This window comes from Albidovulum aestuarii, assembly GCF_029961185.1.
In the GTDB taxonomy this organism is placed as follows: domain Bacteria; phylum Pseudomonadota; class Alphaproteobacteria; order Rhodobacterales; family Rhodobacteraceae; genus Albidovulum; species Albidovulum aestuarii.
On record NZ_JASBQQ010000004.1, the window covers coordinates 236,501 to 261,826 of the forward strand.

A 25,326-nucleotide genomic window follows, 5' to 3' on the forward strand; every position below is an offset into this window, starting at 1 on the left:
TTATCGACTTTTCTGTGAATTTATTTACTAAAAAATCCAATATAAAAAATAAGTTACAAACAAATGAACAATTAGTTTACAATGCCCGCAACAAGGCTTCGAAGGGGGCGGTGCGGCTATTTGCCAGGCCCCGCGGAAAGTCGGCACCTGATGGATGGAGGACAGCGATGGCGGCCCAGAACGCGACGGATGCAACGGCGAAGCGGGAAATCCCGGCCGGGTTTGATAAAGCCCACGCAACGCCAGAGACCTACGCGAAGATGTATGCCGCCTCGGTGTCCGATCCTGCCGCCTTTTGGGGAGAAGAGGGCAAGCGCCTCGACTGGATCAAGCCCTATACCAAGGTGAAGGATACGAGCTTCAAGTTCGGCGAAGTCTCGATCAAGTGGTACGAAGATGGCGTCCTGAACGTTGCGGCCAACTGCGTTGACCGTCACCTTGCGACCCGTGGCGACCAGACCGCGATCATCTGGGAACCGGATGATCCTGCAACGCCTGCCCGCCATATCTCTTACAAGGAACTGGCCGACAATGTCGGGCGCATGGCGAATGTGCTGAAGGCGAATGGCATCGCCAAGGGCGACCGGGTTGTCATCTACCTTCCGATGATCCCCGAGGCCGCCTATGCGATGCTGGCCTGTGCCCGGATCGGTGCGATCCATTCCATCGTTTTCGCAGGCTTCTCGCCGGATGCCTTGGCTAACCGGATCAATGACAGCGAGGCGAAGGCTGTCATCACCGCCGACACAGCCCCGCGCGGTGGCCGCCGTACGGCGCTGAAGTCGAACACGGATGCGGCGCTGCTGCATTGCGATGACAAGGTGAAATGCCTTGTCGTAAAGCATACCGGCGACCAGACCACCTGGGTCGATGGCCGCGATGTCGATGTGCTGGCCGGAATGGCGGATGCCAGTTCCGATTGCGCGCCCGAACCGATGGGGGCGGAGGATCCGCTGTTTATCCTCTACACGTCGGGCTCGACCGGCAAGCCGAAGGGTGTTGTCCACACCACGGGCGGCTACCTCGTCTATGCCTCGATGACCCACCAATACACATTCGACTATCACGACGGCGATGTCTTCTGGTGCACCGCCGATGTCGGCTGGGTCACCGGCCACTCCTATATCGTCTATGGACCCCTCGCGAACGGCGCCACGACCCTCATGTTCGAGGGCGTGCCGACCTATCCGGACGCAGGGCGGTTCTGGGCGGTGTGTGAAAAGCACAAGGTTAACCAGTTCTACACCGCCCCGACTGCCATCCGCGCCCTGATGGGGCAGGGCCCGGAATTCGTCGAAAAATACGACCTCTCGTCATTGAAAGTTCTGGGTTCGGTCGGGGAACCGATCAATCCGGAGGCCTGGGTCTGGTATGACAAACATGTCGGCAAAGGGCGTTGCCCGATCGTCGATACGTTCTGGCAGACCGAAACCGGCGGCCATATGATCACCTCGCTGCCCGGTGCGATCCCGACCAAGCCCGGCTCGGCCACGTTGCCGTTCTTCGGCGTGAAGCCGGTGGTCCTTGATGCCGCGACAGGGGCTGTCCAGGCGGATACCAAGGCCGAAGGGGTCTTGTGCATGTCCGACAGCTGGCCGGGCCAGATGCGGACGCTCTGGGGCGATCACGCGCGGTTCCAGGAGGCGTATTTCACCCAGTACAAAGGCTATTACTTCACCGGTGATGGCTGTCGCCGGGACGAGGACGGCTACTACTGGATCACTGGCCGCGTCGATGACGTGATCAACGTGTCGGGTCATCGGATGGGGACGGCCGAGGTCGAAAGCGCCCTTGTCGCGCATCAGAATGTCGCCGAAGCCGCCGTGGTCGGCTACCCGCACGACATCAAGGGGCAGGGCATCTACGCCTATGTCACCCTGATGAACGGTGTGGAGCCGTCAGAGGACCTGCGCAAGGAACTGGTGAAATGGGTGCGGACCGAGATCGGTCCCATCGCCTCGCCTGACCTGATCCAGTGGGCGCCCGGCCTGCCGAAGACCCGCTCGGGCAAGATCATGCGCCGCATCCTGCGCAAGATCGCCGAGAACGACTATGGCGCGCTGGGCGACACCTCGACGCTTGCCGATCCGTCGGTCGTGGACGATCTGATCAACAACCGCATGAACCGGGGCTGACGCGATGAGCGAGGTTGTAACAACCCCCGCTGTTCTTATCCTTCTCGGGCCTCCGGGTGCCGGCAAGGGCACGCAGGCGCGGATGCTGGAGGAGCGCTTTGGCCTGATCCAGCTTTCGACCGGCGACCTGCTGCGCGCGGCCGTGGCAGAGGGCACACCTTCTGGCCTCGCCGCAAAAGCGGTCATGGAATCCGGCGGTCTTGTCAGCGATGAGATCGTGCTGGCGATCCTCAAGGACCGGATGGCCATGCCGGACGTTCAGGCCGGTGTCATCCTTGACGGTTTTCCACGGACAGCCGGACAGGCCGCGGCGCTGGACGGATTGCTGGCCGGCAGCGGCCAGCAGGTCACGGCTGCCATCAGCCTTGAGGTCGATGATGAGGCCATGATCGACCGCGTGGCGGGACGCTTTACCTGCGCTCATTGCGGCGAAGGATACCACGACACCCACAAGCAAACCGCCAAGGCGGGTGTTTGTGACAAATGCGGCGGCTCGGATTTCAAACGCCGGGCCGACGACAATGCCGAGACGGCGCGCGAAAGGCTGAAAGCCTATCACGCCGACACGGCACCACTGATCGCGCACTATGACCAGTTGGGAGTGCTGCAGACGGTCGATGCGATGGGCTCCATCGACGCGATCGCCTCGGCACTGAGGACGATAGTGAAACGCGCGACTGAATGAGGGGAGGCCCGCATCCCGGGATGAGCCGGGGCGCGGTAGAACGAGGGAACTCAGGGAGTAATACAATGGCGGACAAATCTTCGTCCAACGCCTATTGGGCAGCCAACGTCCGGCTCATCAAGATCTGCTTGGTGATCTGGTTTGTTGTGTCCTTTGGCTTCGGCATTCTTCTAAGGCCGATGCTCGCAGGTATCAAAGTCGGGGGGACAGATCTTGGCTTCTGGTTCGCCCAGCAGGGCTCGATCATCGTGTTCCTGATCCTGATCTTTGTTTACGCCTGGCGCATGAACAAGCTCGACGCCGAACACGGCGTGGAAGAGTAAGGGAGAGCAGGGACAATGGATCAGTTTACACTCAACCTGCTGGTGGTGGGCGCGACCTTTGCGCTTTACATCGGCATCGCGATCTGGGCCCGTGCGGGCACCACGTCGGAATTCTATGCCGCCGGTCGGGGCGTTCACCCCGTCATGAACGGCATGGCCACGGGCGCTGACTGGATGTCGGCGGCTTCCTTCATCTCGATGGCGGGTCTGATCGCCTTCGGCGGCTACGACACCTCGGTCTACCTGATGGGCTGGACCGGCGGTTACGTTCTGCTGGCGATGCTGCTTGCGCCGTACCTGCGCAAATTCGGCAAGTTCACCGTGCCGGAATTCATCGGCGACCGTTTCTACAGCCCGACCGCCCGCATGGTGGCCGTGGTCTGTCTGATCGTTGCTTCGGTCACGTATGTTATCGGCCAGATGACCGGCGTTGGTGTTGCCTTCTCTCGCTTCCTTGAAGTTTCCAACACAACCGGCCTTCTGATCGGTGCGGCAATCGTGTTCATGTATGCAGTTCTCGGCGGCATGAAGGGCATCACCTACACCCAGGTGGCGCAGTATGTCGTTCTGATCACCGCCTACACCATTCCGGCCGTGTTCATCTCGCTTCAGCTTACCGGCAACCCGATTCCGGGTCTGGGGCTCTTCTCCAACGATGTGGCCACCGGTCAGCCGATCCTGTCGACGCTTGAAGGTCTGGTGACCGATCTGGGCTTCAAATCCTATCTGACCCAGTCGGACACCACGCTGAACATGTTCCTGTTCACACTGTCGCTGATGATCGGTACGGCAGGTCTGCCGCACGTGATCATCCGCTTCTTCACTGTGCCGCGTGTGTCGGATGCCCGCTGGTCGGCTGGCTGGGCGCTCGTGTTCATCGCGATCCTCTACATCACGGCCCCGGCCGTGGCGGCGATGGCGCGCATGAACCTGATCAACACGATGTATCCCAACGGTGTGGCCGAACAGCCGGTTGCCCGTGCGGACGTGCCTGATTGGGTCGACAACTGGGAAAAGACCGGTCTGTTGAAGTTCGAAGACAAGAACGGCGACGGCCTCATCCAGTATGTCGGTGACAAGGACGCCAACGAACTGACCGTGAACAACGACATCATGGTTCTGGCCAACCCCGAGATTGCCCAACTTCCGGGCTGGGTTATCGCGCTGGTGGCCGCCGGTGGTCTTGCTGCCGCGCTGTCAACGGCCGCAGGTCTGTTGCTCGCCATCTCTTCGGCGATCAGCCACGACCTGATCAAGGGGCAGCTGAACCCGAACATCTCGGAAAAGGGCGAGCTTCTGGCAGCCCGGATCTCGATGGGTGTGGCGATCGCGGTTGCAACCTATCTGGGTCTGAATCCTCCGGGCTTCGCGGCGCAGACGGTGGCGCTGGCCTTCGGTCTGGCTGCCTGCTCGATCTTCCCGGCTCTGATGATGGGCATCTTCTCGAAGCGCATCAACAACAAGGGTGCCGTGGCGGGGATGCTCGTCGGTCTGATCGTGACGCTGGTCTACATCTTCCTGCACAAGGGCTGGTTCTTCCTTCCGGATACCAACTCGTTCAGCGACAGCGACCCGCTGCTGCTGTCGATCAAATCGACCTCGTTTGGTGCGGTCGGTGCCCTGATCAACTTCGTGGTGGCCTATGTCGTGTCGAACGCGACCGAGGATACCCCGGAAGAAATCCAGGAACTGGTGGAATCGATCCGCATCCCGAAAGGTGCGGGCGCTGCCACCGGCCACTGAGCCTGATCTGACAACGGCGCGTCCCGAACGGGGCGCGCCATCCCGCTTCAGGAGGTTTTGCGTGAACGACATATCCGGAACCGTTCAGGCCTTTCTTGAGACGGTTCATCCTTACGATGCTCTGCCGCAGGACGAACTGGCGCGTGTCGCCGGTTCCTTCGGCCGCAGAGAGCTGGCGCAGGGCGCCGAGATCTATGCGCAGGGCGATGTCCTGCCGGGACTCTTCCTGATCGAGCGTGGCGGTGTCGAGATCCTCGATGCGAACGGCGCGCTGGTCTCGCTGCTTGGCCCGCGCAATTCGTTCGGCGAACGCGGTCTGATGCGTGACGGACGCGCAGCGACGACCGCCCGTACAACCAGCTTGTCCCGGCTTCTGGTCCTGCCGGTGGAGGAGTTCCGCCGTCTGGTTTCCGATGCTCCCGCCTTTGCCAGGTTCTTCAGCCGGGGCAGGGGGGCGGAGCCGCGCGGCAGCGACCTTGCCACCCGACGCGTCGGCGATCTGATGGCACGGGACCCCGTGACCTGCACTCTGGATACCACGGTGGCCGAAGCCGCCCGGAAGATGCGCGAGGCGCATGTGTCGAGCCTTGGCGTCACCGGCGCGGACGGGACGCTCCAGGGCATCGTCACGACCCGCGATCTGTCGCACCGGGTGCTCGCCGAGGGGCGCGATGCCGATACCCCCGTGGCGGAGATCATGACGGCAAACCCCGCGACGCTGGCGCCGCAGGCGCTGGGCACGGACATCCTGCACCTGATGCTCGAACGCCGGGTCGGTCATGTGCCGGTGACCGAGGGCGGCCGGCTCGTCGGCATGATCACACAGACCGACATCACCCGGCATCAGGCGGTCAGCTCTGCCGTCCTCATCCGCGATATTGCGCTTGCGGCGAGCGCCTTCGAGATGGCGGAGACGACCGCACGAATTCCGGGCCTGCTGCGCCAGCTTGTCGGCGGTCATAATGCGCATGAGGTGACGACGCGGCTCATCACCGACATTGCCGACGCCGTCACGCGCCGCCTGCTTGCCTTGGCCGAAAAAGAGCTGGGATCGCCGCCGGTGCCCTATCTCTGGCTGGCCTGCGGGTCACAGGGGCGGCAGGAACAAACCGGCGTCAGCGATCAGGACAACTGCATGATGCTGGACGATGCCGTGACCGAGGCTGACATGGCCTATTTCGCGTCTCTCGCGAAATACGTCTCTGACGGGCTCAACACCTGCGGCTATGTCTATTGCCCCGGCGATATGATGGCGACCAATCCACGCTGGTGCCAGCCGGTCCGGGTCTGGCGCGACTACTTCCGGGGCTGGATCGCGACACCCAACCCCGAGGCGCAGATGCTCGCCTCGGTCATGTTCGACCTGCGCCCGATCGGCGGGGCTGCGCATCTCTTCGGCGAGCTTCAGGCCGAGACGCTGGACGCCGCCTCGAAGAACTCGATCTTTGTCGCCCATATGATCGGCAATTCGCTGAAACATACTCCGCCCCTTGGCCTCATCAGGGGTTTTGCGACGATCCGTTCGGGCGAGCATCGCAACCAGATCGACATGAAGCATTCGGGCGTCGTGCCGGTCACTGACCTCGCCCGCGTCTATGCACTTCAGGGGCGTCTGACGCAGGTTAATACGCGGGCGCGGCTGGAAGCCGCGATCGACGCCGGGGTCGTGTCGAATTCCGGTGGCCGGGACCTTATCGAGGCTTATGACCTCATCGCCGAAACAAGGCTCAATCATCAGGCGGCGCGGGTGAAGGCGGGTGAAAAGCCCGACAATTTCCTTACGCCTGCCAGCCTTTCCGATTTTGAGCGCAGCCACCTGCGCGATGCCTTTGTCGTGGTCAGGACGATGCAATCGGCCGTTGGTCACGGTAAGGGAGCCCTGAATTAAAGGATGAACCATGCTGATTGATTTCATCTCCATGATTGCCATCGGGTTTGCGATCGGCGGCTCGCTCCTGCTGATCAATCACATGACCGGGCGGCGTGTGCCGAAATGGACGATGCCGGCTGCGGTCGGGGTCGCGATGCTGTGTTTCACCATCTGGAATGAATACAGCTGGGCCAATCGATATGCCGCGCTCTATCCAGAAACGGCGGTGGTCACGTTCCGCAATTCGCAGAGCCAGGTCTGGCGGCCATGGACCTATCTGGCCCCGGTCACGACGCGGATGGCGATGCTGGATCGCGGACCGGAGGCTGCGCTGCCTGCCGATCCCGGGCCGGATTACCGTCTTGCACGCATTCATCTACTGGAACGCTGGAAGCCGTCCTATGCGCTTACGGTCGTGTTCGACTGTGCGGGTGGCCGGCGTGCGGATGCCGGTGTGGAAGGTGCTACGGTAGAGGATCTGACGGGTGCCAACTGGCTGGACATTGACCGGGAGGATGCCGCTTTCCGGGCTGCATGCGGAGGAGGGACGAATGGCTGAACCCATAAAACGCCACCGGGTCCTGATCGTCGAGGACGAGGACAATATTGCCCTGGCGCTCGACTATGTGCTGACGCGCGAGGGCTACAGTCATGACCGCATCGCCAACGGGGCCGAAGCACTGCCGAAGATCCGCGACACTTCGCCCGATCTGGTGCTCCTCGATGTGATGCTGCCCGAAGTTTCGGGCTATGAGATCTGCCAGAACGTGCGCATGGACCCGAAACTGAAGGACGTGAAGATCCTGATGATGACGGCGCGCGGGTCGGCGATGGAACGCCGCAAGGGATTGGCGCTCGGCGCCGATGGTTTCATCGCCAAGCCGTTCGAGCTCAAGGAACTGCGCGACGAGGTGCGCAAGCTTCTCGAACCCGGTGCCGAAGGGGCGGGAGGCGATGCTTGACCGCCTGAGCCTGCGCCAGCGCTTGCTTCTGTTCTTCGCCGCGATGACCGCAGGGGGTGTTGGTGCGGTCGTGGCCGGTCTCTGGTTCGGATACCGGCAATTCGGCGATCCCGATGCGCTTTCGGCTTTCGTGACTGCCGGGGCTGTTGCGGGCTTCGCAATCCTTGGTCTGGTCGCGGGCATCTGGTTTCTCTTCGACGAAAATGTCGGCCGCGCGCTTGACCGGCTGGCGGCGGGAATGCGGGCGCAGGCCCATGCCGAGAGTGCGGGCATATTCGATGCCGCCCCCGGCCGCTATCTCGGCGACCTCGGCCCGGCTGCGACGGCAGTGACCGACGCTTTGTCCGAAACGCGGGCCGCGCTTGCCGATGCGGTTGAACGCGAAACCGGACGATTGCAAAAGGAAAAGGCGCGGCTGGAGGCGCTTTTGTCGGATGTCCCGGCCGGCGTGCTTCTCTGTTCGGGGACGCATCAGCTTGTCTTCTACAACGGACCGGCGAGCGACATTCTCGGCACTACCCCGGGCCTCGACCGTAGGGTTTTCGACCACTTGCGCGAAGCACCGCTTCTGCATGCCTATGAGCGGCTGGTGGCCGCCGGGGATGCCGAGGCCGTGGCCGACCTCATGGTCGCGACACGCGACGGTGCAAAGGTGCTTTCGGGGCGGATGCGGCTTCTCGACCGCGGAGGATCGACTGGCTACGTGCTGACGCTTCGGGACGTGACGGGTGATCTTGCCGCCCATGCCGGTCGTGACCGGCTGCTGGAAGATATCTTCGACCGCATCCGGCGCCCGGCCGCGAACCTTCAGACCGTGATCGGCGTGATGGACGTGGCCGAAGACAAGGCGGCGCTGAACGCCGCACTGATCGAAGAGGTCGGCGCTCTGGCCGGTTCGGTCAACGACCTCGCCGACCGCTACGACGCAGCGCGGGGCAGTTGGAACGTCCTTCCGGCGACCCGCGCTGCCGACCTGCTGGACGGGTTCCGGGCCCGGGTCGAGGCTGCGGGCCTGACCGTCAAGTCGGAAGCTGCCGACCTGATCGTGCGCTGCGACGGTTTCGAGGTCGTCGCACTTCTCGCGCGGCTCGCGAAACGGCTTGGGGTGGCGTCGGTGTCGCTAGAGGTGAGTGAGGACGGTCCAGGCGCAATGATCACGCTTGGCTGGGAAGGGCAGGCACTTTCTGTCGGAACCCTTGAGGCATGGCTTGCTGACCCCATCGACCCGGCTGCGGGCGAGGTGACGGGGCGCTCGGTCCTCGCGGCGCACGCGACCGAGTGCTGGCCGGAATGGCAGGACGGACAGGCCGCGATCCGCCTGCCGATCCGCGAGGCGCGCCGCGCCGGGGCCAAGGTTGCCCCGATCGCACGCCATGTCGTCTATGATTTCGACCTTCTGATGAAGTCGGCGCCCGCCGATCTTGCCGATACGCCGCTCGACCGGCTGACCTACGTCGTCTTCGATACCGAGACGACCGGACTTCTGCCCGAGGACGGCGACGAGATTGTTCAGATCGCCGGGCTGCGGCTTGTGAACGGACGGCGGGTGCCCGGCGAGGTCTTTGACATGCTGGTCGATCCGGGTCGGACGATCCCGCCTAAGGCAACCGCCGTTCACGGCATATCCGACACCATGGTCGCCGGGGCCCCGAACGTGGTCGAGGCTCTGAAACGCTTTCATCGTTTTACCGAAGGTGCAGTGCTGATCGCCCACAACGCACCTTTCGACATGACGTTCCTCAGGCGGCGTGAGAAAGAGACCGGCCGCGTCTTTGACCACCCGATCCTCGATACTGTCCTTCTGTCAGCGGTGGTCTACGGCCAAACCGAAAGCCACTCGCTCGATGCGCTGTCCTCACGGCTTGGCATAACCATCCCGGAAGAGGCCCGCCATACGGCCATCGGCGATACGATCGCAACGGCCGAGGCCTTCCTGAAGCTGCTGCCAATGCTGAAGGGGCGGGGGGTAGAGACCTTTGGCGATGTCCTGACCGAGGTCAGAAAACATGGACGGCTGCTGAAAGACCTCAACGCCTGACAAGGATCAGCGCAGCAATTCAGGGCGAAGCTCTGCGCGCAAGATTTCAATCAGCCGGTCCGCGTCATCCTCCGTCAACTTCGGCAGGTCCTCGCAGGCATGATACCATGGCAGTTGCGTGTCGGCGTATATGTGCCGCGTGACCCGCGCTTCAGCCGGGCGGTCCAGACTGCCGACGGTGACATGGTCAGCCAGTCATCTTCTGCCGCCAATGCCTGCCAAACGATGCGAGAGCCGCAATTCTCGCAGAATCCGCGTTTTCCCGTATCCGAGGATACAAAATATTTTGGTTCTTCTTTCAGATATTTGAGTGTTCCCGCCTTGATCAGGACGGTGATTTCGGCAGGTTGGCCGGTGCTCCGCTGGCAGATTGTGCAATGACAGATATAGCCGTTGTGCAAAAAGACATCGGCTTCGTAGCGGATGTTTCCGCACAGGCAGCCGCCCGTTACACGCATGGGCTGATGCTCCATTGGATCCTCTGCCAGATCTGCCGAAACCGCACGGGCAATCTACGGTTTGTCGGAACCCCGGTCCAGCAGGCACATCCGTCCGCACGTCTCACGCGCACGGGTCGTCAGGAAAACCAACTCCGGTTAGGTAAACCCGGCCCGGCGGGCACACCACGCTTGGCGACGTGCTGGCCGAGGTCAGGAAACACGGTCGCCTGCTCAAGGATCTGAATGCATAGGCCAAAGTTATTGAGACGTCGCGGTGGCATGGCAAGCCTGCAAGGTTTAGTGCAGGCCGATGGCGTGAAACCGCTCTAGGTTGAGTGCCAGGATTGCGTTGCGATGATGTCGTCGTTCCACCGGACGTCAAGGCGGCAGTCCAGATCCAGGCCGGTTAAGGTCAGCCGGGATCTCAGAACGCTGTCAATCCGCGCTTCGCCATCCGGGCGTGCAATGATCTGACGATGCTCAATGATGCATTCAACGGCGATTGGCCCGGCGAGATGCGCCCTGTACTCGGCCGATGTGCAATAGGTGAATGTTGTCCCGGTTTGTTCGAACTGGTGGGTATAGCTCGGCTGCGCCCAGGTCACCTTCACGCAATCGGGATTACTGGTGTCGGTTTCGCGATGCAACGGGCCGTCTGACCGGGTTGTCCAGCTTGGCTTCGCCGGAAGGTGTCTGACCTCGGGAAGCGGCTCTGTCAGGGGATCAGCATCGCGGCCGGCCGGCAGGTCAAGGCTGGCTTCCCCGGTCGCGACCGAAATTCGGGCGAGCGGCAGTTCCGGCCAGACAAGCGGCCAGTAAGAGCCTGCAATGGCCAGTCTGACTCGGTGACCGGGGATAAACCGGTAAGCTGTCGCGGGAAGCGCGATACGATAGGTTGCGGGCACGTCGGGCGTAAACGGTCGGTCACCGTCGAGATCGTCGTCAAGCGCGAGATTGACGACATGGCGCGTCACGAGATTTGACCGGCCATCCGGCGCGACGTCGCAAAGCCGAAGGACGAGTTGTGCGCGTGGGCGGTCGCGCCGGACCGTGATCGACATTACCGGATGCCCGATCACGTCCATCGGTTCGGACAAGGGCGCGCTGTCGAAGCAAAGGGCGTGGGCGTCGTCGGGAGCCTGATCCTGCGGAAGACCGCCTGCACGGCCGAAATAGCCGGTGTCGCCTGCGCAGATGCCATGCAAGAGGTCTGATGGAACCGGCAGTTCGGCCGGGGTGCCGGGTTCATTTGACAGAATACCTTCGTCCCGAAAGTAGAGACGTGTCTCTTCGGATGCAGCAGGCCGGTTGATTTCGATCCAATCGCCGCTGCGGATGAAAAGCCGGTCCTGCGGCGGATCGAATTCGCGCTGCCACAGGCGTAGTCTCGGCCAATTCGTGACGGCATTCTGCTCGCCCTTCAGCCAGTGGTCCCACCACTGAAGGGCGAGATTCTGAAAGCTGATGGCCGGACCCGGTTCACCGTGATCGGGGTAGTGGTGTCCCCACGGACCAACGACGCCCCAGCAGAGATCGGGCCGTGCATCCACCAACCGCATCACCGAATTCGAATAGCGGTCGGCCCACCCTCCTATCGTCAGAACCGGGCAGGACAGGTGTTCGGCTGCGAACCGCACCGACCCGTGCCGCCAGTATGACCCACGCGTTGGGTGCTTAATCCACGCATCAAGGGGACAGGTGGCGCGATCAAGTCGGGCTTTCCAGATTGCCATCCAGTCCTCGCCGACGGTCGCGCTGTCGGGCGGGGCGGCGAGGATCGCGGGCAGGGTCGCGCCCCATTCGAAACCGTCTGTCAGAAGGCAGCCGCCCATCCAGTGTATGTCATCCTCGAACCGGTCGGCCGTCGCGCAATTGGCAAGCACCGCCTTGAGCGGTCCAGGTGCATCGACCGCCGCCTGCAGGCTGGCCGTGCCGCCCCAGGATGTGCCGAACATGCCGACAGCACCCGACGACCAGTCCTGTGCCGCGATCCAGGCGATGACCTGACGCGCGTCGTCGAGTTCGGCATCGGCATACATGTCGGGCATGATGCCTTCACTGTCGCCGGAACCGCGCATGTCGACGCGCAGGCAGACATAGCCATGTGCCGCGAAATAGGGGTGATTGCGCTCATCCCGGGCGCGGACCATGTCGCGCTTGCGGTAGGGGATGTATTCCAGGATCGCAGGGAAGGGGCCCGGCCCAGCGGGCCACCAGATGCGTGCGGCAAGACGCGTGCCATCCGCCATCGGGATCCAGACATGCTCCGATTCCCGAACGCTGCTATAGTCGGAACTGTCAATCCTGTCAGGCACTTGAACCTCGCTCCCGCATGTACCGCAGCCAATAGTTCCCAAATAGCGTAATGGCGATAAAGAATTTCACCAGAAAATTCTTTTCATAAGCGAATAATGTGGCAGTATTCCATTGCGACTCACCATCACGGACGCCTGAGGCCGATGGACGGGAATGACACGACCCTTGATCAAGATGCGATCGGCTCGGCCGAGAGCCTGATTTCTCTGGGGTCGGAAATGCGCCAGGTTCGCAAGGCGCGTCTGCTTACGCTCAAAGAGGTGGCGGAGGTGACGGGAATATCCGTCAGTCATCTCAGTGCGATCGAACGCAGCGCCACGAGCCCGTCGCTCGATGTCGTGCACAGGATCGCTGCCGCTTTGGATATCGACCCGGATTGGTTCTTCGCCCGGCGTCCCGGTTCCGGCCCGCTGGAGCGGGCCTATGTCGTGCGCAAGCGAAACCGCCGCGACCTCAACCGCCTTTATCGAGAGGACAAGGACCAGATCGGTCTTTCCGATGAACTTCTGTCCAGCTCGATCGCCGGCCAGATTCTGATGGGTGTCGCGGAATATGAACCGCATTCTGAACGCCCGGGTCATACGATCTATCAGCATGCCGGGGAACAGCACGGGTTCATCCTCGAAGGTCAGCTGGAACTGCAGCTTGAGAACGAGTTCATCACGCTTCAGGAAGGTGACAGTTTCAGCTTTCCGACCGAAATCATTCACAATGCGCGGAACCGGACGGACAAACCTGCTAAACTGATCTGGGCAATCTCCCCGATCGTCATTCCGAAATACGTAGTGGTGGGGGCCCAGGCGGTCCGAAAGGGCCAGACAAGTCAGCAAGGAGAAGGTGGCTCGGGCTAAGAGCCCAAAAGACGGACATACGACAAACAACAGGGAGCTATAACCGATGACGATGAATCTATCAGGGGTTTCGCGGCGTTCGTTCCTCGCTGCGGCAGGTGCATTCGGGGCTGCGACGGTGGCGGTGCCACGCATGGCTTTGTCGCAGGACGGGAAAGTTCTGACACTCAGGTCCTATTCAGACATTCAGGTTCTCGATCCGGCCTTCCGTCTGTCTCTGCCCGAGGGCGATATCATCACCGCGATCTTCGCACCCATGGTGACCCCGCAGCCCGGCGACACATGGGACTGGAAGGCCGTTGCCGTTGACAGCATCGAACAGCTCGACGATGTCACCGTCGCATTTACCCTGAAGGACAATATCGGCTTCACCGATGGTTACGGCCAGATGACGGCCGAAGACGTAAAATTCTCAATCGAGCGTTTTGCCGACCCGGCCATGGAAAGCCCCTATGCAGGCGACTGGTCTGCGCTGAAGGAAGTCGAGGTCAAGGACAAGCTCTCGGGCCTCATCCACCTCAAGAACAAGTTCGTCCCGCTCTGGACAACGACCCTGCCGACGGCGGCTTCCTGCATCTTGTCCAAGCGCGCGATGGAGGAACTGGGCGACAAGATAACGACGAAACCGGTTGCACAATCTGGCCAGTACCTGCTTGCCGAATGGGTGCCCAAGCAGAAAACCATTCTGCGCCGCAACCCCGACTGGCAGCACGAGCCGGGCGGGTTCGACGAGATCCATATCATCCCGATTGAAGACCCTGCGACGGCGGAACGCGGTTTTGAGGCCGGGGACCTTGACTACACCTGGACCTCCGTGTCGTCGATTCCGCGCCTGAAGGAGAACCCGCCCGCAGGCAGCGTCGTGCTGGAAAAGCCATCGCTCGCCTATGTCTGGCTGGGGATGAACCAGGACAACGAGGCGCTCAAGGACGTTCGCATCCGCCGGGCGATCCAGCACGCCATTGACCGCACGTCTGTGGTGGATGCGGCCTATTTCGGGGCTGCTGCCGTGGGCAACGGCATCATCGCGCCGGGCCTGCCGGGATCGCGCGACAGCGTGACCTACGACTATGACCCCGACAAGGCGCGCGCGTTGCTGGCCGAGGCAGGGGCAGAGGGTCTGACGGTAACGCTCGATATCCTCAACCAGTCCGAACGGCTCTCGGCGGCTCAGGTCATTCAGGCCAACCTGGCCGATGTCGGCGTCACCTGCGAAATCAAGCAGAATGACAGCGGCACGTTCTGGACGCTTGGGGCGAAGGAGGGCGATTACTTCATGAACCTCCAGTTGATCCTCAGCCGCTTCTCGATGCAGCCGGACCCGAGCTGGGCCACGGTCTGGTTCACCCCCGAACAGGTCGGCGTCTGGAACTGGGAACGGTTCAACAACGCCGAGTACAAGGACCTGCACGAACAAGGGCTCGTTGAAAGCGACAACGCGAAACGCGACGAGATCTACAAGAAGATGCAGGGGCTCATGGATGAAAGCGGATGCTACGTGTTCCTCACCCATGAGGTCGTTGGCGCGATCCACCGCGACACGATCCAGCCGGGGCTGAAACCGAACGGCGAGTCACTGCTCGCCGAGTTCAAGTCCGCCTAAAGGGACAGGGGCGGCCCGCAAGGGTCGCCCCGCCATTTCACCAGCATGCTGCATTATACCCTCTCACGCCTCGGGCTGGCCGTGCTCATCGTCTCCGTGGCGATGCTGATCCTGTTTTCCATGATCTACCTGATCCCGGGCGACCCTGCCGCCGTGGCGCTCGGCCCGCGTGCAACGGCCGCGATGCGCGAGGCGCTGCGGATCAAGATGGGACTCGATCAGCCGGTCTGGGTGCAGTTCTGGAACTTCTTCATCAATGCCTGGCAGGGCGATCTGGGGAACGAGGTTCTGTCGGACAGACCAGTTTCCCGTGTCGTTCTGGAACAGTTGCCCTACACGCTCGCGCTGATCGCGGGCGGCATGGTCTGGTCGGTCGCGCTCGGCATTCCGCTTGGCTGCTGGGCCGCCGTGAAGCGCGGCAGCCTTGCCGACCGGCTGGTTGGCGTTCTCAGCGTCGCGGTCATCGCGGTGCCGTCCTTCGTCGTCGCGATCTACGCGCTTCTCATCTTCGCTGTGTCACTGCGCTGGTTGCCGGCGATCGGGGCAGGGGAGCCGGACGATCTCGGCGACCAACTCGTCCATCTCATTCTGCCCTCCATCGCTGTCGGGCTCGGCTGGGTCGGATACATCGCGCGCATGGTCCGCGCCTCGATGCTGGAGGTGCTGGAGGCGCAGCATATCCGCACCGCGCGCGCCTTTGGCCTGCCCGACAACCAGATCACCTATCAATACGCGCTGACCATCGCGATCCTGCCGACGATCACGCTGCTCGGTGTCGGGATCGGGCAGATGCTGTCCTCGGCGGTCTTCGCCGAGATCGTCTTCGCCCGTCCGGGTGTCGGCAAGCTCGTCTACGATGCGATCCTGACCCGCAACTACCCGCTCGTCACCGGCGCCGTGCTCGTAACGACCGTTCTCTTCGTCCTCATCAACCTCGTCGCCGATCTCATTGTCGGAGCCCTTGATCCCCGTGTCCGCAGCAGTTTCTAACACCTTACGGTCCGCCCGACGGATCATGGCTGAGCCTTTGGGCGCGCTCGGGATCATATTGGTATTGCTGGTCGTCGGCGGCGCGGTCTTTGCTGACCTGATCGCCAGCGCCGATCCGAACAAGATCGCGCCGCGCGACCGGTTTCTTTCACCCTCCATCGACCACCTGATGGGCACCGATCAGTTGGGCCGCGATCTCTTCGCACGGGTCCTGCATGGTGGGCGGATCGCGCTTTCGGTCGCGCTCTTTGCCACCGCGGCGTCGCTCGCGGTTGGAATCGTGTTGGGGCTGATCGCCGGTTACGGGCCGCGCTGGCTCGACAACATCATGATCCTTGTCTTCGATGCTCTGAAAAGCTTTCCGACCGTCATGCTGGCACTGGCGCTTGTGACGCTCTTCGGCCCGTCGCTGACGGCGGTCGTTGTTGTCGTCGTCCTTGTGAACGTGCCAGGTTACGCGCGGATCATCCGCACCCAGACGCTGGCGCTGAAATCGGCTGAATTCGTCACAGCCGCACAAAGCATGGGGGCAGGGGCCGGACGTATCCTCAGGGTACATGTCCTGCCGAACGTGATCGGTCCCCTGCTGATCCTCGCCTCGATGGACATCCCCGTCGTCATCGCAATCGAGGCCGGGATGTCATTTCTCGGCCTCGGTGTGCGACCGCCGACCCCGTCCTGGGGCGCGATCCTGAACGACGGTTTCACCGCGATCCGGGATACGCCATGGATCGCTGTCGCGGGCGGGCTTCCGATCATCCTGACGACGCTTGGGTTCACCTTCCTTGGCGAAGCCCTGCGCGATGTGTTCGATCCCAGACTGAAGGGGCGCGGATGACGGTCCTGTCGATCCAAAACCTCAATGTGACCTTCTCGACCGAAGGCGGTGACCTGCATGCGCTGAAGGACGTGTCCTTTGAGGTACCCGAACGGCGCATCGTCGGCATCGTCGGCGAATCCGGCTGCGGCAAGTCGACCCTGATCAACGCGATCCTCGGGCTGCTCGCCGATAACGGTCGTGTTTCTGGTGGCGAGATGATGTTTCAGGGGCGCGACCTGTCGCGTTTGTCCCCGCGCGAGATGACGGCACTGCGCGGCCCGCAGATCGCGACGGTGTTTCAGGACCCGATGGGCGCGCTGAACCCGGTCATCTCGGTCGGGCGGCAGATGACCAACATCCAGTACCGCTCTGGCCTGAGCAAGGCGGAGAAGGCCGAGCGCGCGGTGGCGATGCTGCGCCGCGTGCGCATCCCCGACCCCGAGGCGGCGCTCGCGCGGTTCCCGCACCAGTTTTCGGGCGGCATGAAGCAACGCATCGCCATCGCCATGGCGCTGATGATGGAGCCTGCGCTCTTGATCGCGGATGAACCGACGACCGCGCTCGACGCGACGCTGGAGGTCGCGACGATCGAGCTGTTGCAGGAGCTTCAGGCCCAGATCGGTTGTTCTGTTCTTTTCATTTCGCACCATCTGGGCGTGATCGCTGAGCTTTGCGAGGATGTGGTCGTCATGTATGCGGGCGAGGTGGTTGAGCGTGGCACCACCCGTCAGGTCTTCAACTCCTCGCGTCATCCCTATACCGAACGGCTTTTAGACTGCGACCCCGCCCGGCAATCGAGCCGCACCCGGCATCTGCCGACGATCCCGGGCGAAATTCCCGATCTGCGCGCCCGTCCGCCCGGCTGCATCTTCGCGCCGCGCTGTCACCGCCGGGCACCCGTCTGCGATACTCCGCCGCCGGAAGAAACCGTTCAGAGCGGCCATGTCGCCCGTTGCCACATGGTGACGCCATGATCCTGTCTGTCCGCGATCTTCAGGTCTCGTTCCCGGTCGGGCGACTCATGAGCCGCAGCGCCATTCTCGGTGTTGCCGGGGTCAGTTTCGATATCGCCGCCGGGGAAACCTTCGCGCTCGTCGGCGAAAGCGGCTCGGGGAAGACGACGCTCGCGCGGGCGGTCAACTTGCTGCAGCCAATCTCGGCGGGCGAGATCACTTTCGACGGCAAACGGATTGACGGTCTCAGGGGGGCGGACACGAAACCGCTGCGCCGCGAGATGGCGATGATGTTCCAGGACCCGGTCGGCTCGCTCTCGCCGCGGATGCAGGTCCGTGACATCGTGACCGAACCGTTCCGCGTCCATGGTGTGGAGGCCGATCTCAGGGCCGAGGCAGACCGCCTTCTGTCCCTTGTCGGGCTTTCGGGCGATTTCGCCAACCGGTTTCCGCATCAGCTGTCGGGCGGGCAGGCGCGGCGCGTCGGCGTCGCTCGGGCCATCGCGCTCAACCCGAAACTCATCATCGCCGACGAACCAACCGCCGGGCTTGACGTCTCGGTGCAGGGCGAGGTGCTGAACCTCTTGAACGAACTGCGCGAACGGCTCGGGCTCGCCATGCTGATCATCACCCACAACCTGCATGTCGTGCACCATGTCGCTGACCGGATGGCAGTGATGTATCTCGGGCGCTTCGTCGAGACGGGCGAGACCGAGGCGATCTTTCAGGCGCCCGCGCATCCCTATACAGCCGCACTCCTCAGCGCCAATCCCGAACCCGATCCGGACAAGGCGAAGGACCGGATTTCGCTTCCGGCCGAGGTGCCGTCGCTGCTTGCGCGGCCAACGGGATGCGAGTTCCACACGCGTTGCCCGTGGGCACAGGCGCGGTGCAGGACCGAGGCCCCGGCGGCCCAGGGCACGGACCGCCGCATCGCCTGCCATTTTCCGTTGTCGCCGGGCGCACGCCCCCCGGCCTTTAAGGAGACCGCGCCATGACAGAGGTGATTGAAACCGTCTGGGTCCCCATGCCCGACGGGGTGAAGCTTGCCGCGCGGCTGTGGCTGCCCGACGGCGCACGGCAAAAGCCGGTCCCGGCGGTCCTCGAATACATCCCCTATCGCCGCCGCGACCGCACCCGGATGCGCGATGAAAGCATGCACCCCCATTTCGCCGCTGCGGGCTATGCCGCGATCCGGGTCGACATTCGCGGCTATGGCGACAGCGAGGGCGTCGCTGAAGACGAGTATTCGCATCAGGAGATTCAGGACGGCCACGACGTCATTCAGTGGATCGCCGAACAGGACTGGTGCGATGGCAATGTCGGCATGTTCGGCAAAAGCTGGGGCGCCTACAATTCATTCCAGGTCGCGGCGACCCGTCCGCCCGCGCTCAAGGCCATCGCGCCGGTCATGGGCTGCGATGACCGCTGGCGCGAGGACATCCATTTCTATGGCGGCTGCCTTGCCAACGACAATTTCTGGTGGGGCTCGATCATGCAGCTCTACAACGCCATGCCGCCCGATCCGGCGATCGTCGGTGCGGATCGTTGGGAAACGATGTGGCGCGAGCGGCTGGAGGCGATGCGATTCTGGCCCGCGATGTGGCTGGAGCATCAGACACATGACGAGATGTGGCGGCGCGGCTCGATCTCAGAGAACTATGCCGATGTCGAGGTGCCGGTCTATTTCTTCGGCGGTTGGGCAGACCTCTTCCGCGATACGCCGTTTCGCATCGCCGAGCATCTGAAGGGGCCGGTGAAGGTGCTGATGGGGCCATGGGCCCACCTTTATCCACATGAGGGCAGCCCGACCCCGAAAGCAGATTTCGTGGCCGAGGTGATCCGGTTCTGGGATCACTGGCTGAAGGGGCAGGATACCGGGCTGATGGATGAACCGCCGCTGCGGTTCTGGTTGCAGGACAGCATCGCCCCTGCCGGAAGCCAGGATCACAGGCCAGGCCGCTGGGTGGAGGAGGCACGGTGGCCATCACCGAATGTGTCCGACCGGGTGCTTTGGCTGAATTCTGACGGGCTGGGTGAAGTGCCGCAGGAGGGAGCGGACATGGCGATCTGCTCGCCGCAGACCTTCGGCTCGGCTGGCGGCGACATGTGTTCCTTCGCCATCCCCGGCGACATGCCGACCGATTGCCGGAGCGATGCTGGCGGTGCGCTGCAGCTTCACGGTCCGGTGCTCGATGCGCCCGTCGACATCCTTGGTCAGCCGACACTCGACCTCCACATCGGCGCCGATCGTCCACAGGGCATCGTTGCGGTCTTGCTGATCGATGAGGCGCCCGATGGCGCGCAGACCCTGATCACGCGCGGGTTCTGCAACCTGACCCATCGACACGACGACACCACTCCCGCCCCTGTCATCCCGGGCGAGGAGATGGCGGTGACCGTACCGCTGCACGGAATCGGCTACCGGGTTCTGGAAGGGCATCGGTTGGTCGTGCAGGTCGCGTCGGCCTATTGGCCGATCCTCTGGCCTGCACCTGAGCCGGTGACGCTGACGCTAAGCGCCGGAACGTCGGCGCTTCATCTGTCGGTGCGCACCGCGACACCCGACGCCCCCGAACCGCGAGAGCTGCCCGACCCGCCGAAGCACGAGGGCCGTCGCCCGGTCACGCGGGTGCGCGACGGGTCAATGGAGCGTTCGATCCATGCCGACCTGACAACCGGCCTTGAAACCCAGCGTTTCTTCCTCGATGGCGGTGTCTTCGGCCCCGTGGGCGATCTAAGGCTCGACGATATCGGCACGGTTCTGGGCGATATCTCCGACCGCCGCTACACGATCCACGCTGCCGACCCGCTGACCGCGCGCGCGACGATGGAGCAGGAGGCGCGGTTCACCCGCGATGACTGGAAGGTGCGGATCAAGACCTATGCCGAACAGACTGCGACAGCGACCGATTTTCACCTGACCGCCCGGATCCAATGCTGGAGCGGTGACGATCTGTTCTTCGAGGACGACCAGTCCTTCACCATCCCGCGCAACGGAATGTAAGCCATGCCCGATATTCCCGTCCGAACCAACTTTCCCCGAAAGATCCGCGAAATTGAGAACTGCTGGATCCCGATGCCCGACGGCACCAAGCTGGCAGCGCGGATCTGGCTTCCCGAGGATGCCGAGGCCGACCCGGTGCCCGCGATCCTTGAATACCTGCCCTATCGCAAGCGCGACGGAACGGTGGAACGGGACCACCTGACCCATCCCTATTTCGCGGGCTTCGGTTATGCCGGGGTGCGGGTGGACATGCGCGGCACCGGCGACAGTGAGGGCGTGTGCAAAGGCGAATACCTGTTGCAGGAGCAGGACGATTGCCTTGCCGTGATCGAATGGCTCGCCGCCCAGCCCTGGTGTTCCGGCAAGGTGGGCATGATCGGGATCAGCTGGGGCGGGTTCAACGGCTTGCAGGTCGCCGCGCGGCGACCGCCCGCACTTGGTGCGGTGATTTCGCTCTGTTCGACCGACGACCGCTATGCCGATGACATTCACTTCATGGGCGGCGCCTGCCTGACCGACAAGCTGGCATGGGGCGCGACCGCCTTTGCCATCGCCCACACTCCGCCTGACCCGGCGATCGTCGGCGAAAGGTGGAGGGACATGTGGAAGGAACGGCTGGAGGGCAACGGTCTCTGGATGCTCGACTGGTTCCGGCACCAGCGGCGCGACGACTTCTACCGCCATGGCTCGGTCTGCGAGAACTATGCCGACATCAAAGTGCCGGTCTATGCGGTCGGCGGTTATGCGGACGGCTATACCAATCCGATCTTCCGGATGATGGAGCATCTGCCGGGGCCACGTAAGGCGCTGGTGGGGCCCTGGGCGCACAAATATCCGCATTTTGCCACGCCCGCGCCGCGCATTGGCTTCCTGCAGGAATGCCTGCGCTGGTGGGACCAGCATCTGAAGGGGATCGAGACCGGCATCATGGATGAACCGATGATGCGGCTCTGGATGCAGGACCCGGTCGCGCCCAGCCCCTATGCGGTGGACCGCCCGGGACGCTGGCTGGGTCTGACCGGATGGCCGCGGACCGGGCAGGAGTTGCGCGTGCTGCATGTCGCGCCAGACGGAATGCACGATACGGCTCCGGCAGATGCCGGGCCGATTACGCTCTGTTCACCCGAAAACGCGGGCTCTGCGGCCCAGACATGGTGCATCTACGGCACCGGTCCTGACGGGGCACTGGACCAGAACACTGAAGCAGGGCGGATGTCGTTCTTCGAAACCGCGCCCATTGCCGAAGACATGGAGATCCTCGGCTTCCCGCTTTTGAAGACCCGCGTGGTCAGCGATGTGCCGCAGGCGAACCTCGCCGCAGTTCTGTCGATGGTCGCGCCGGATGGCAGCGCGCGGCTGGTCTGTTTCGGGGTGCTTAACCTCACGCACCGCAACAGCCATTCCGACCCCGAACCGCTGCCAACAGGCACGCCGGTCGATGCGGTGGTGCAACTGAACGTGATTGGCCAGCGGATACCGGCGGGCTACAAGCTCCGGCTCGCGCTCGCCACGGCCTATTGGCCGATCATCTGGCCCTCGGCGGAAAAGGCGACGCTCTCCCTCACTGATACGCGGCTGGAACTGCCACTGCACGACCGGACGCATGACGGGCCGGAACTGCCGGCCTTTGGCCCTGCCGAAGGTGCGGCCCCGCTTCGTACCGAGACCATTGAGGCGGGATCAGGCCACAGGACCCTGACGAAAGACTATGCCACGGGGATCGAGACCTATACCCGCTACGGCGACACCGGGCGGGTGCGGCATCTGCACACAGACATGACCGTCCGCTATGTCGATGAAGACCAGTTCCGCATTCACCCGGACGATCCGAACTCGGCTACGGCGACGATGCGCTGGCACAAATCCTACGGGCGCGGGGACTGGCAGGCGGAGGTCGCGGTGTCGGTCAAAGTCGCGGCTTTGCGGGACGTCTGGCAGATCGACGCACGGCTGGAGGCGCGGGACGGTGATGGGCTCGTTTCCGAAAAAACGTGGTCTGAGGCGGTTCCGAGAGATCTTGTCTGAACACGACCGGCGTGACCCCGCGGCGAATGGAGGAGTGTGAATGGGTGCATTTCCCGACTTTGGGCCGGGCGTGGAGATCCACAGCCTGACCGCCAACGGCGTCACGATGCGGGTCGCGATCGAGGGCAGTGGCCCCGAAATCGTGTTCATCCCTGGCGGGGACACCACTGCCGAGGGCTATTCCCAGCAATTCGCGCGGCTCCGCGACAGTTTCCGCTGCATCTCCTACGACCCGCGCGGCGCTGGGGCCACGACCTCGCCGCCCGCGCCATGGACGATGGCCGACTACGCCCGCGACTGCGCGGCGGTGATCGACGCCTTCTGTGGCGGCCCGGCCATTGTCTGCGGTCTGTCTCTCGGCGGGTTGGTGACACAGCAGACGGCCATCGACTTCCCCGACAAGGTCCGGCTCGCCATCCCGATGGGAACCTCGGCCTATATCGACGGCTTCACCCGTGACTGGATGCAGGCCGAGATTGACCTGCGCAAGGACGGGATCGTGCTACCCGACTATTTCCTCGCCCCGCATTACGCGCCCTATGCCTTCCCGGCCAAGGCCCTTGGCGATCCCATCCTCTGGGCCGAGATCAAGGCTGCCTATACCGAACGGTTCCGCGACCGGAACCCGAAAGACCTGATCGACCAGTGGGAATCCTGCCTGGAGTTCGACTGCCGGGAGGGCCTGAAGACCTGTCCCGTGCCGATCCATGTCATTGCGTTTTCCGAGGATGTTCAGACCCCGCCCGCCATGTGCAAGGTGGTCTCCGACCTCGCGCCAAAAGGCGTGCTGCACGAGATCCCCGGCCTCGGCCATGTCTCGGTCGCCCGGCACCGGCCCGATATCGTCGCGGCAAAACTGCGCGATATCATTTCAGAGGAGCTGGCGCATGCGGCGAGCTGACGCCCCGCGCAGCAAAGATGGTCAGCGATGACCCGGATCGCGATCGCCGGTTTTCAGCACGAAACAAATACCTTCACACCCGGTCGCGCGGGCATGGCGGAGTTCGAAATGGCCGACAGCTGGCCCGCGCTCCTCACCGGCACCGAGGTTATCGAAGGCACGCGCGGCATGAACCTGCCCATCGCCGGTTTCGCGGCTGCCGCCGGCGTGGTTCCCGGTCTCACGCTCGTCCCGATCCTTTGGTGCGCCGCCGAACCGTCCGGCCCGGTGACCGACGACGCCTTCGACGTGATTGTCGGCCGTATCGTCGACGGCGTGCGGCAGGCAGGCGCGGTCGATGCGGTCTATCTGGACCTGCATGGCGCGATGGTCACGGAAAGCCTTGAGGATGGCGAGGGCGAACTGCTCCGCCGGTTGTGCGATCAGGTCGGTCCCGATTTGCCGGTCGTCGTCAGCCTCGACCTGCATGCCAATCTGACCGCCGAGATGGTGCGGCACACGAATGCCATCTGCATCTATCGGACCTATCCCCATCTCGACATGGCCGAAACCGGCGCGCGCGCTTTCGCTGCCCTTCAGGCCCAACTGAGAGGTCAGAGGCCTGCAAAGGCGTTTCGACAGGTGCCCTATCTCGTGCCGCTTCACGCCCAGCACACGGGCAGCGATCCGGCGCGGGCTCTTTATGCAGGGCTTGACCGGTTTACGGACGGGCCATCGACCTACGCCGAACTCGCGCTTGGATTCACCGCCGCCGACATCGCGGATGCCGGACCCGCTATCGTCGCTTATGCGCCCTCGGAAAGTGAAGCCAACAGGATGGCCGATACCGTCCTCGCGGATATGCTTGCGGTCGAGTCCCGGGTCGACTGCACACTTCTGTCTCCCGCAGTCGCCGTCGCCCGTGCCATGGCCGCGCCGCCGGGGCGACCGGTGGTGATCGCCGATGTGCAGGACAATCCCGGCGCGGGGGGAACGGCGGACACGACGGGGCTTCTGCGGGCACTGGTCGATCTGGGCGCGACAGGCGCGATCCTCGGCCTGATGCACGATCCCGAATTGGCCAGGACAGCGCATCATGCCGGGGCAGGGGCGGTCATAGCGGGCGCGATGGGTGGCCGGTCGGGCATACCGGGCGACAGGCCCTTCATCGGGCAGTTCCGCGTCGAAACACTCAGCGACGGTCAGTGTCACTATACCGGCGAGATGTATGGTGGAGGCGTGGCGACCTTGGGTCCGAGCGCGGTGCTGCGGGTGATCGACGGTAATAGTGACGTCCGCGTCGTCGTCACCTCGATCCGCAACCAGTGCCTCGACCGCGCGCAGTTCACCCATTTTGGCCTCAGGCCTGAAGCGGCGCGTATCGTTTGCGTCAAAAGCACGGCCCATTTCCGGGCCGATTTTGAACCGCTGGCCCGAGAGATTCTACTGGTAAACGCCCCCGGTACATTTCCCTGCGTTCTATCGGATGTTGTCTACAAGAAGCTGCGCCCCGGTGTGCGGCTTGGTCCATCAGCCCGCTGAGATACTGCCGCCGATGGTCGGCCGCCAAACCAGTCTAGACACCTCTGTACCAAATATCCGCACAGAAGACTGCATTATGTATTTATCAATAGGATTGACTCCGTTCACATATGTACGGAAAGGTGATACAGAAGGCCGGTGGA

At 63.1% G+C, this 25,326-nt stretch carries 20 protein-coding genes; 18 read left to right on the forward strand and 2 right to left on the reverse strand.

Features of this window, described 5'->3' with window-relative positions; all coding sequences use genetic code 11:
• Positions 1-167: 167 nt before the first annotated feature.
• The 8 genes from acs to QKW60_RS11970 all read left to right on the forward strand — a co-directional run bounded on the left by acs (position 168) and on the right by QKW60_RS11970 (position 9,756).
• Entirely contained in the window at positions 168-2,135 is a 1,968-nt protein-coding gene (gene acs, locus QKW60_RS11935) for an acetate--CoA ligase (RefSeq protein WP_282368978.1), read from the forward strand.
• Between the two features lie 4 nt (positions 2,136-2,139).
• Positions 2,140-2,820 carry an adenylate kinase gene (locus tag QKW60_RS11940; protein WP_282368979.1) on the forward strand — a complete coding sequence of 227 codons (681 nt, stop codon included), beginning with the start codon at positions 2,140-2,142 and terminating at the stop codon, positions 2,818-2,820.
• Positions 2,821-2,885: 65 nt separating this feature from the next.
• Positions 2,886-3,143, forward strand: coding sequence for a DUF4212 domain-containing protein (locus tag QKW60_RS11945; protein WP_263739123.1), 258 nt, complete (start codon positions 2,886-2,888; stop codon positions 3,141-3,143).
• Positions 3,144-3,158: 15 nt separating this feature from the next.
• The gene (locus QKW60_RS11950; RefSeq protein WP_282368982.1) at positions 3,159-4,886 is read left to right on the forward strand and encodes a sodium:solute symporter family protein; all 1,728 of its coding nucleotides are present in this window, start codon (positions 3,159-3,161) and stop codon (positions 4,884-4,886) included.
• A gap of 61 nt (positions 4,887-4,947) precedes the next feature.
• Positions 4,948-6,774, forward strand: coding sequence for a DUF294 nucleotidyltransferase-like domain-containing protein (locus QKW60_RS11955; protein WP_282368983.1), 1,827 nt, complete (start codon positions 4,948-4,950; stop codon positions 6,772-6,774).
• A gap of 10 nt (positions 6,775-6,784) precedes the next feature.
• A complete protein-coding gene (locus tag QKW60_RS11960) occupies positions 6,785-7,315 on the forward strand; it encodes a hypothetical protein (protein ID WP_282368985.1) in 531 nt (176 codons plus the stop codon).
• A complete protein-coding gene (locus QKW60_RS11965) occupies positions 7,308-7,718 on the forward strand; it encodes a response regulator transcription factor (protein ID WP_282368986.1) in 411 nt (136 codons plus the stop codon). The genes QKW60_RS11960 and QKW60_RS11965 overlap by 8 nt, the downstream gene beginning before the upstream one ends.
• Positions 7,711-9,756 (forward strand): 3'-5' exonuclease, encoded by a 2,046-nt coding sequence (locus QKW60_RS11970; RefSeq protein ID WP_282368987.1) that lies wholly within the window; start codon positions 7,711-7,713, stop codon positions 9,754-9,756. The genes QKW60_RS11965 and QKW60_RS11970 overlap by 8 nt, the downstream gene beginning before the upstream one ends.
• Positions 9,757-9,830: 74 nt before the next feature.
• Here the strand turns inward: QKW60_RS11970 and QKW60_RS11975 are convergent, their stop codons facing one another.
• Both QKW60_RS11975 and QKW60_RS11980 read right to left on the reverse strand, forming a co-directional pair.
• Entirely contained in the window at positions 9,831-10,229 is a 399-nt protein-coding gene (locus tag QKW60_RS11975) for a GFA family protein (RefSeq protein WP_282368988.1), read from the reverse strand.
• 293 nt (positions 10,230-10,522) lie between these two features.
• On the reverse strand, positions 10,523-12,511 hold the full coding sequence (locus tag QKW60_RS11980) for a CocE/NonD family hydrolase (RefSeq protein ID WP_282368990.1): 1,989 nt from the start codon (positions 12,509-12,511) through the stop codon (positions 10,523-10,525).
• 144 nt (positions 12,512-12,655) lie between these two features.
• Between QKW60_RS11980 and QKW60_RS11985 the strand changes: the two genes are divergently transcribed.
• Genes QKW60_RS11985 through QKW60_RS12030 form a run of 10 tightly spaced genes read left to right on the forward strand, consistent with a single transcriptional unit; the run spans position 12,656 to position 25,183 of the window.
• A complete protein-coding gene (locus QKW60_RS11985) occupies positions 12,656-13,363 on the forward strand; it encodes a helix-turn-helix domain-containing protein (RefSeq protein ID WP_282368991.1) in 708 nt (235 codons plus the stop codon).
• 46 nt (positions 13,364-13,409) lie between these two features.
• On the forward strand, positions 13,410-14,966 hold the full coding sequence (locus QKW60_RS11990; RefSeq protein WP_282368993.1) for an ABC transporter substrate-binding protein: 1,557 nt from the start codon (positions 13,410-13,412) through the stop codon (positions 14,964-14,966).
• Between the two features lie 45 nt (positions 14,967-15,011).
• Positions 15,012-15,956 (forward strand): ABC transporter permease, encoded by a 945-nt coding sequence (locus tag QKW60_RS11995; protein WP_282368995.1) that lies wholly within the window; start codon positions 15,012-15,014, stop codon positions 15,954-15,956.
• A 25-nt stretch (positions 15,957-15,981) separates the two neighbouring features.
• Positions 15,982-16,794 (forward strand): ABC transporter permease, encoded by an 813-nt coding sequence (locus QKW60_RS12000; protein WP_282368996.1) that lies wholly within the window; start codon positions 15,982-15,984, stop codon positions 16,792-16,794.
• The gene (locus QKW60_RS12005) at positions 16,791-17,750 is read left to right on the forward strand and encodes an ABC transporter ATP-binding protein (RefSeq protein WP_282368998.1); all 960 of its coding nucleotides are present in this window, start codon (positions 16,791-16,793) and stop codon (positions 17,748-17,750) included. The genes QKW60_RS12000 and QKW60_RS12005 overlap by 4 nt, the downstream gene beginning before the upstream one ends.
• Complete coding sequence (locus QKW60_RS12010) at positions 17,747-18,727, forward strand: ABC transporter ATP-binding protein (protein WP_282368999.1); 981 nt, start codon at positions 17,747-17,749, stop codon at positions 18,725-18,727. Before QKW60_RS12005 ends, QKW60_RS12010 begins: the two co-directional genes overlap by 4 nt.
• Positions 18,724-20,736, forward strand: coding sequence for a CocE/NonD family hydrolase (locus QKW60_RS12015; RefSeq protein ID WP_282369000.1), 2,013 nt, complete (start codon positions 18,724-18,726; stop codon positions 20,734-20,736). The genes QKW60_RS12010 and QKW60_RS12015 overlap by 4 nt, the downstream gene beginning before the upstream one ends.
• 3 nt (positions 20,737-20,739) lie before the next feature.
• Positions 20,740-22,761, forward strand: a complete 2,022-nt coding sequence (locus tag QKW60_RS12020) for a CocE/NonD family hydrolase (protein ID WP_282369001.1) — start codon at positions 20,740-20,742, stop codon at positions 22,759-22,761.
• Between the two features lie 40 nt (positions 22,762-22,801).
• On the forward strand, positions 22,802-23,662 hold the full coding sequence (locus QKW60_RS12025) for an alpha/beta fold hydrolase (RefSeq protein WP_282369002.1): 861 nt from the start codon (positions 22,802-22,804) through the stop codon (positions 23,660-23,662).
• A gap of 27 nt (positions 23,663-23,689) precedes the next feature.
• Complete coding sequence (locus tag QKW60_RS12030) at positions 23,690-25,183, forward strand: M81 family metallopeptidase (protein WP_282369003.1); 1,494 nt, start codon at positions 23,690-23,692, stop codon at positions 25,181-25,183.
• Positions 25,184-25,326: the final 143 nt, after the last annotated feature.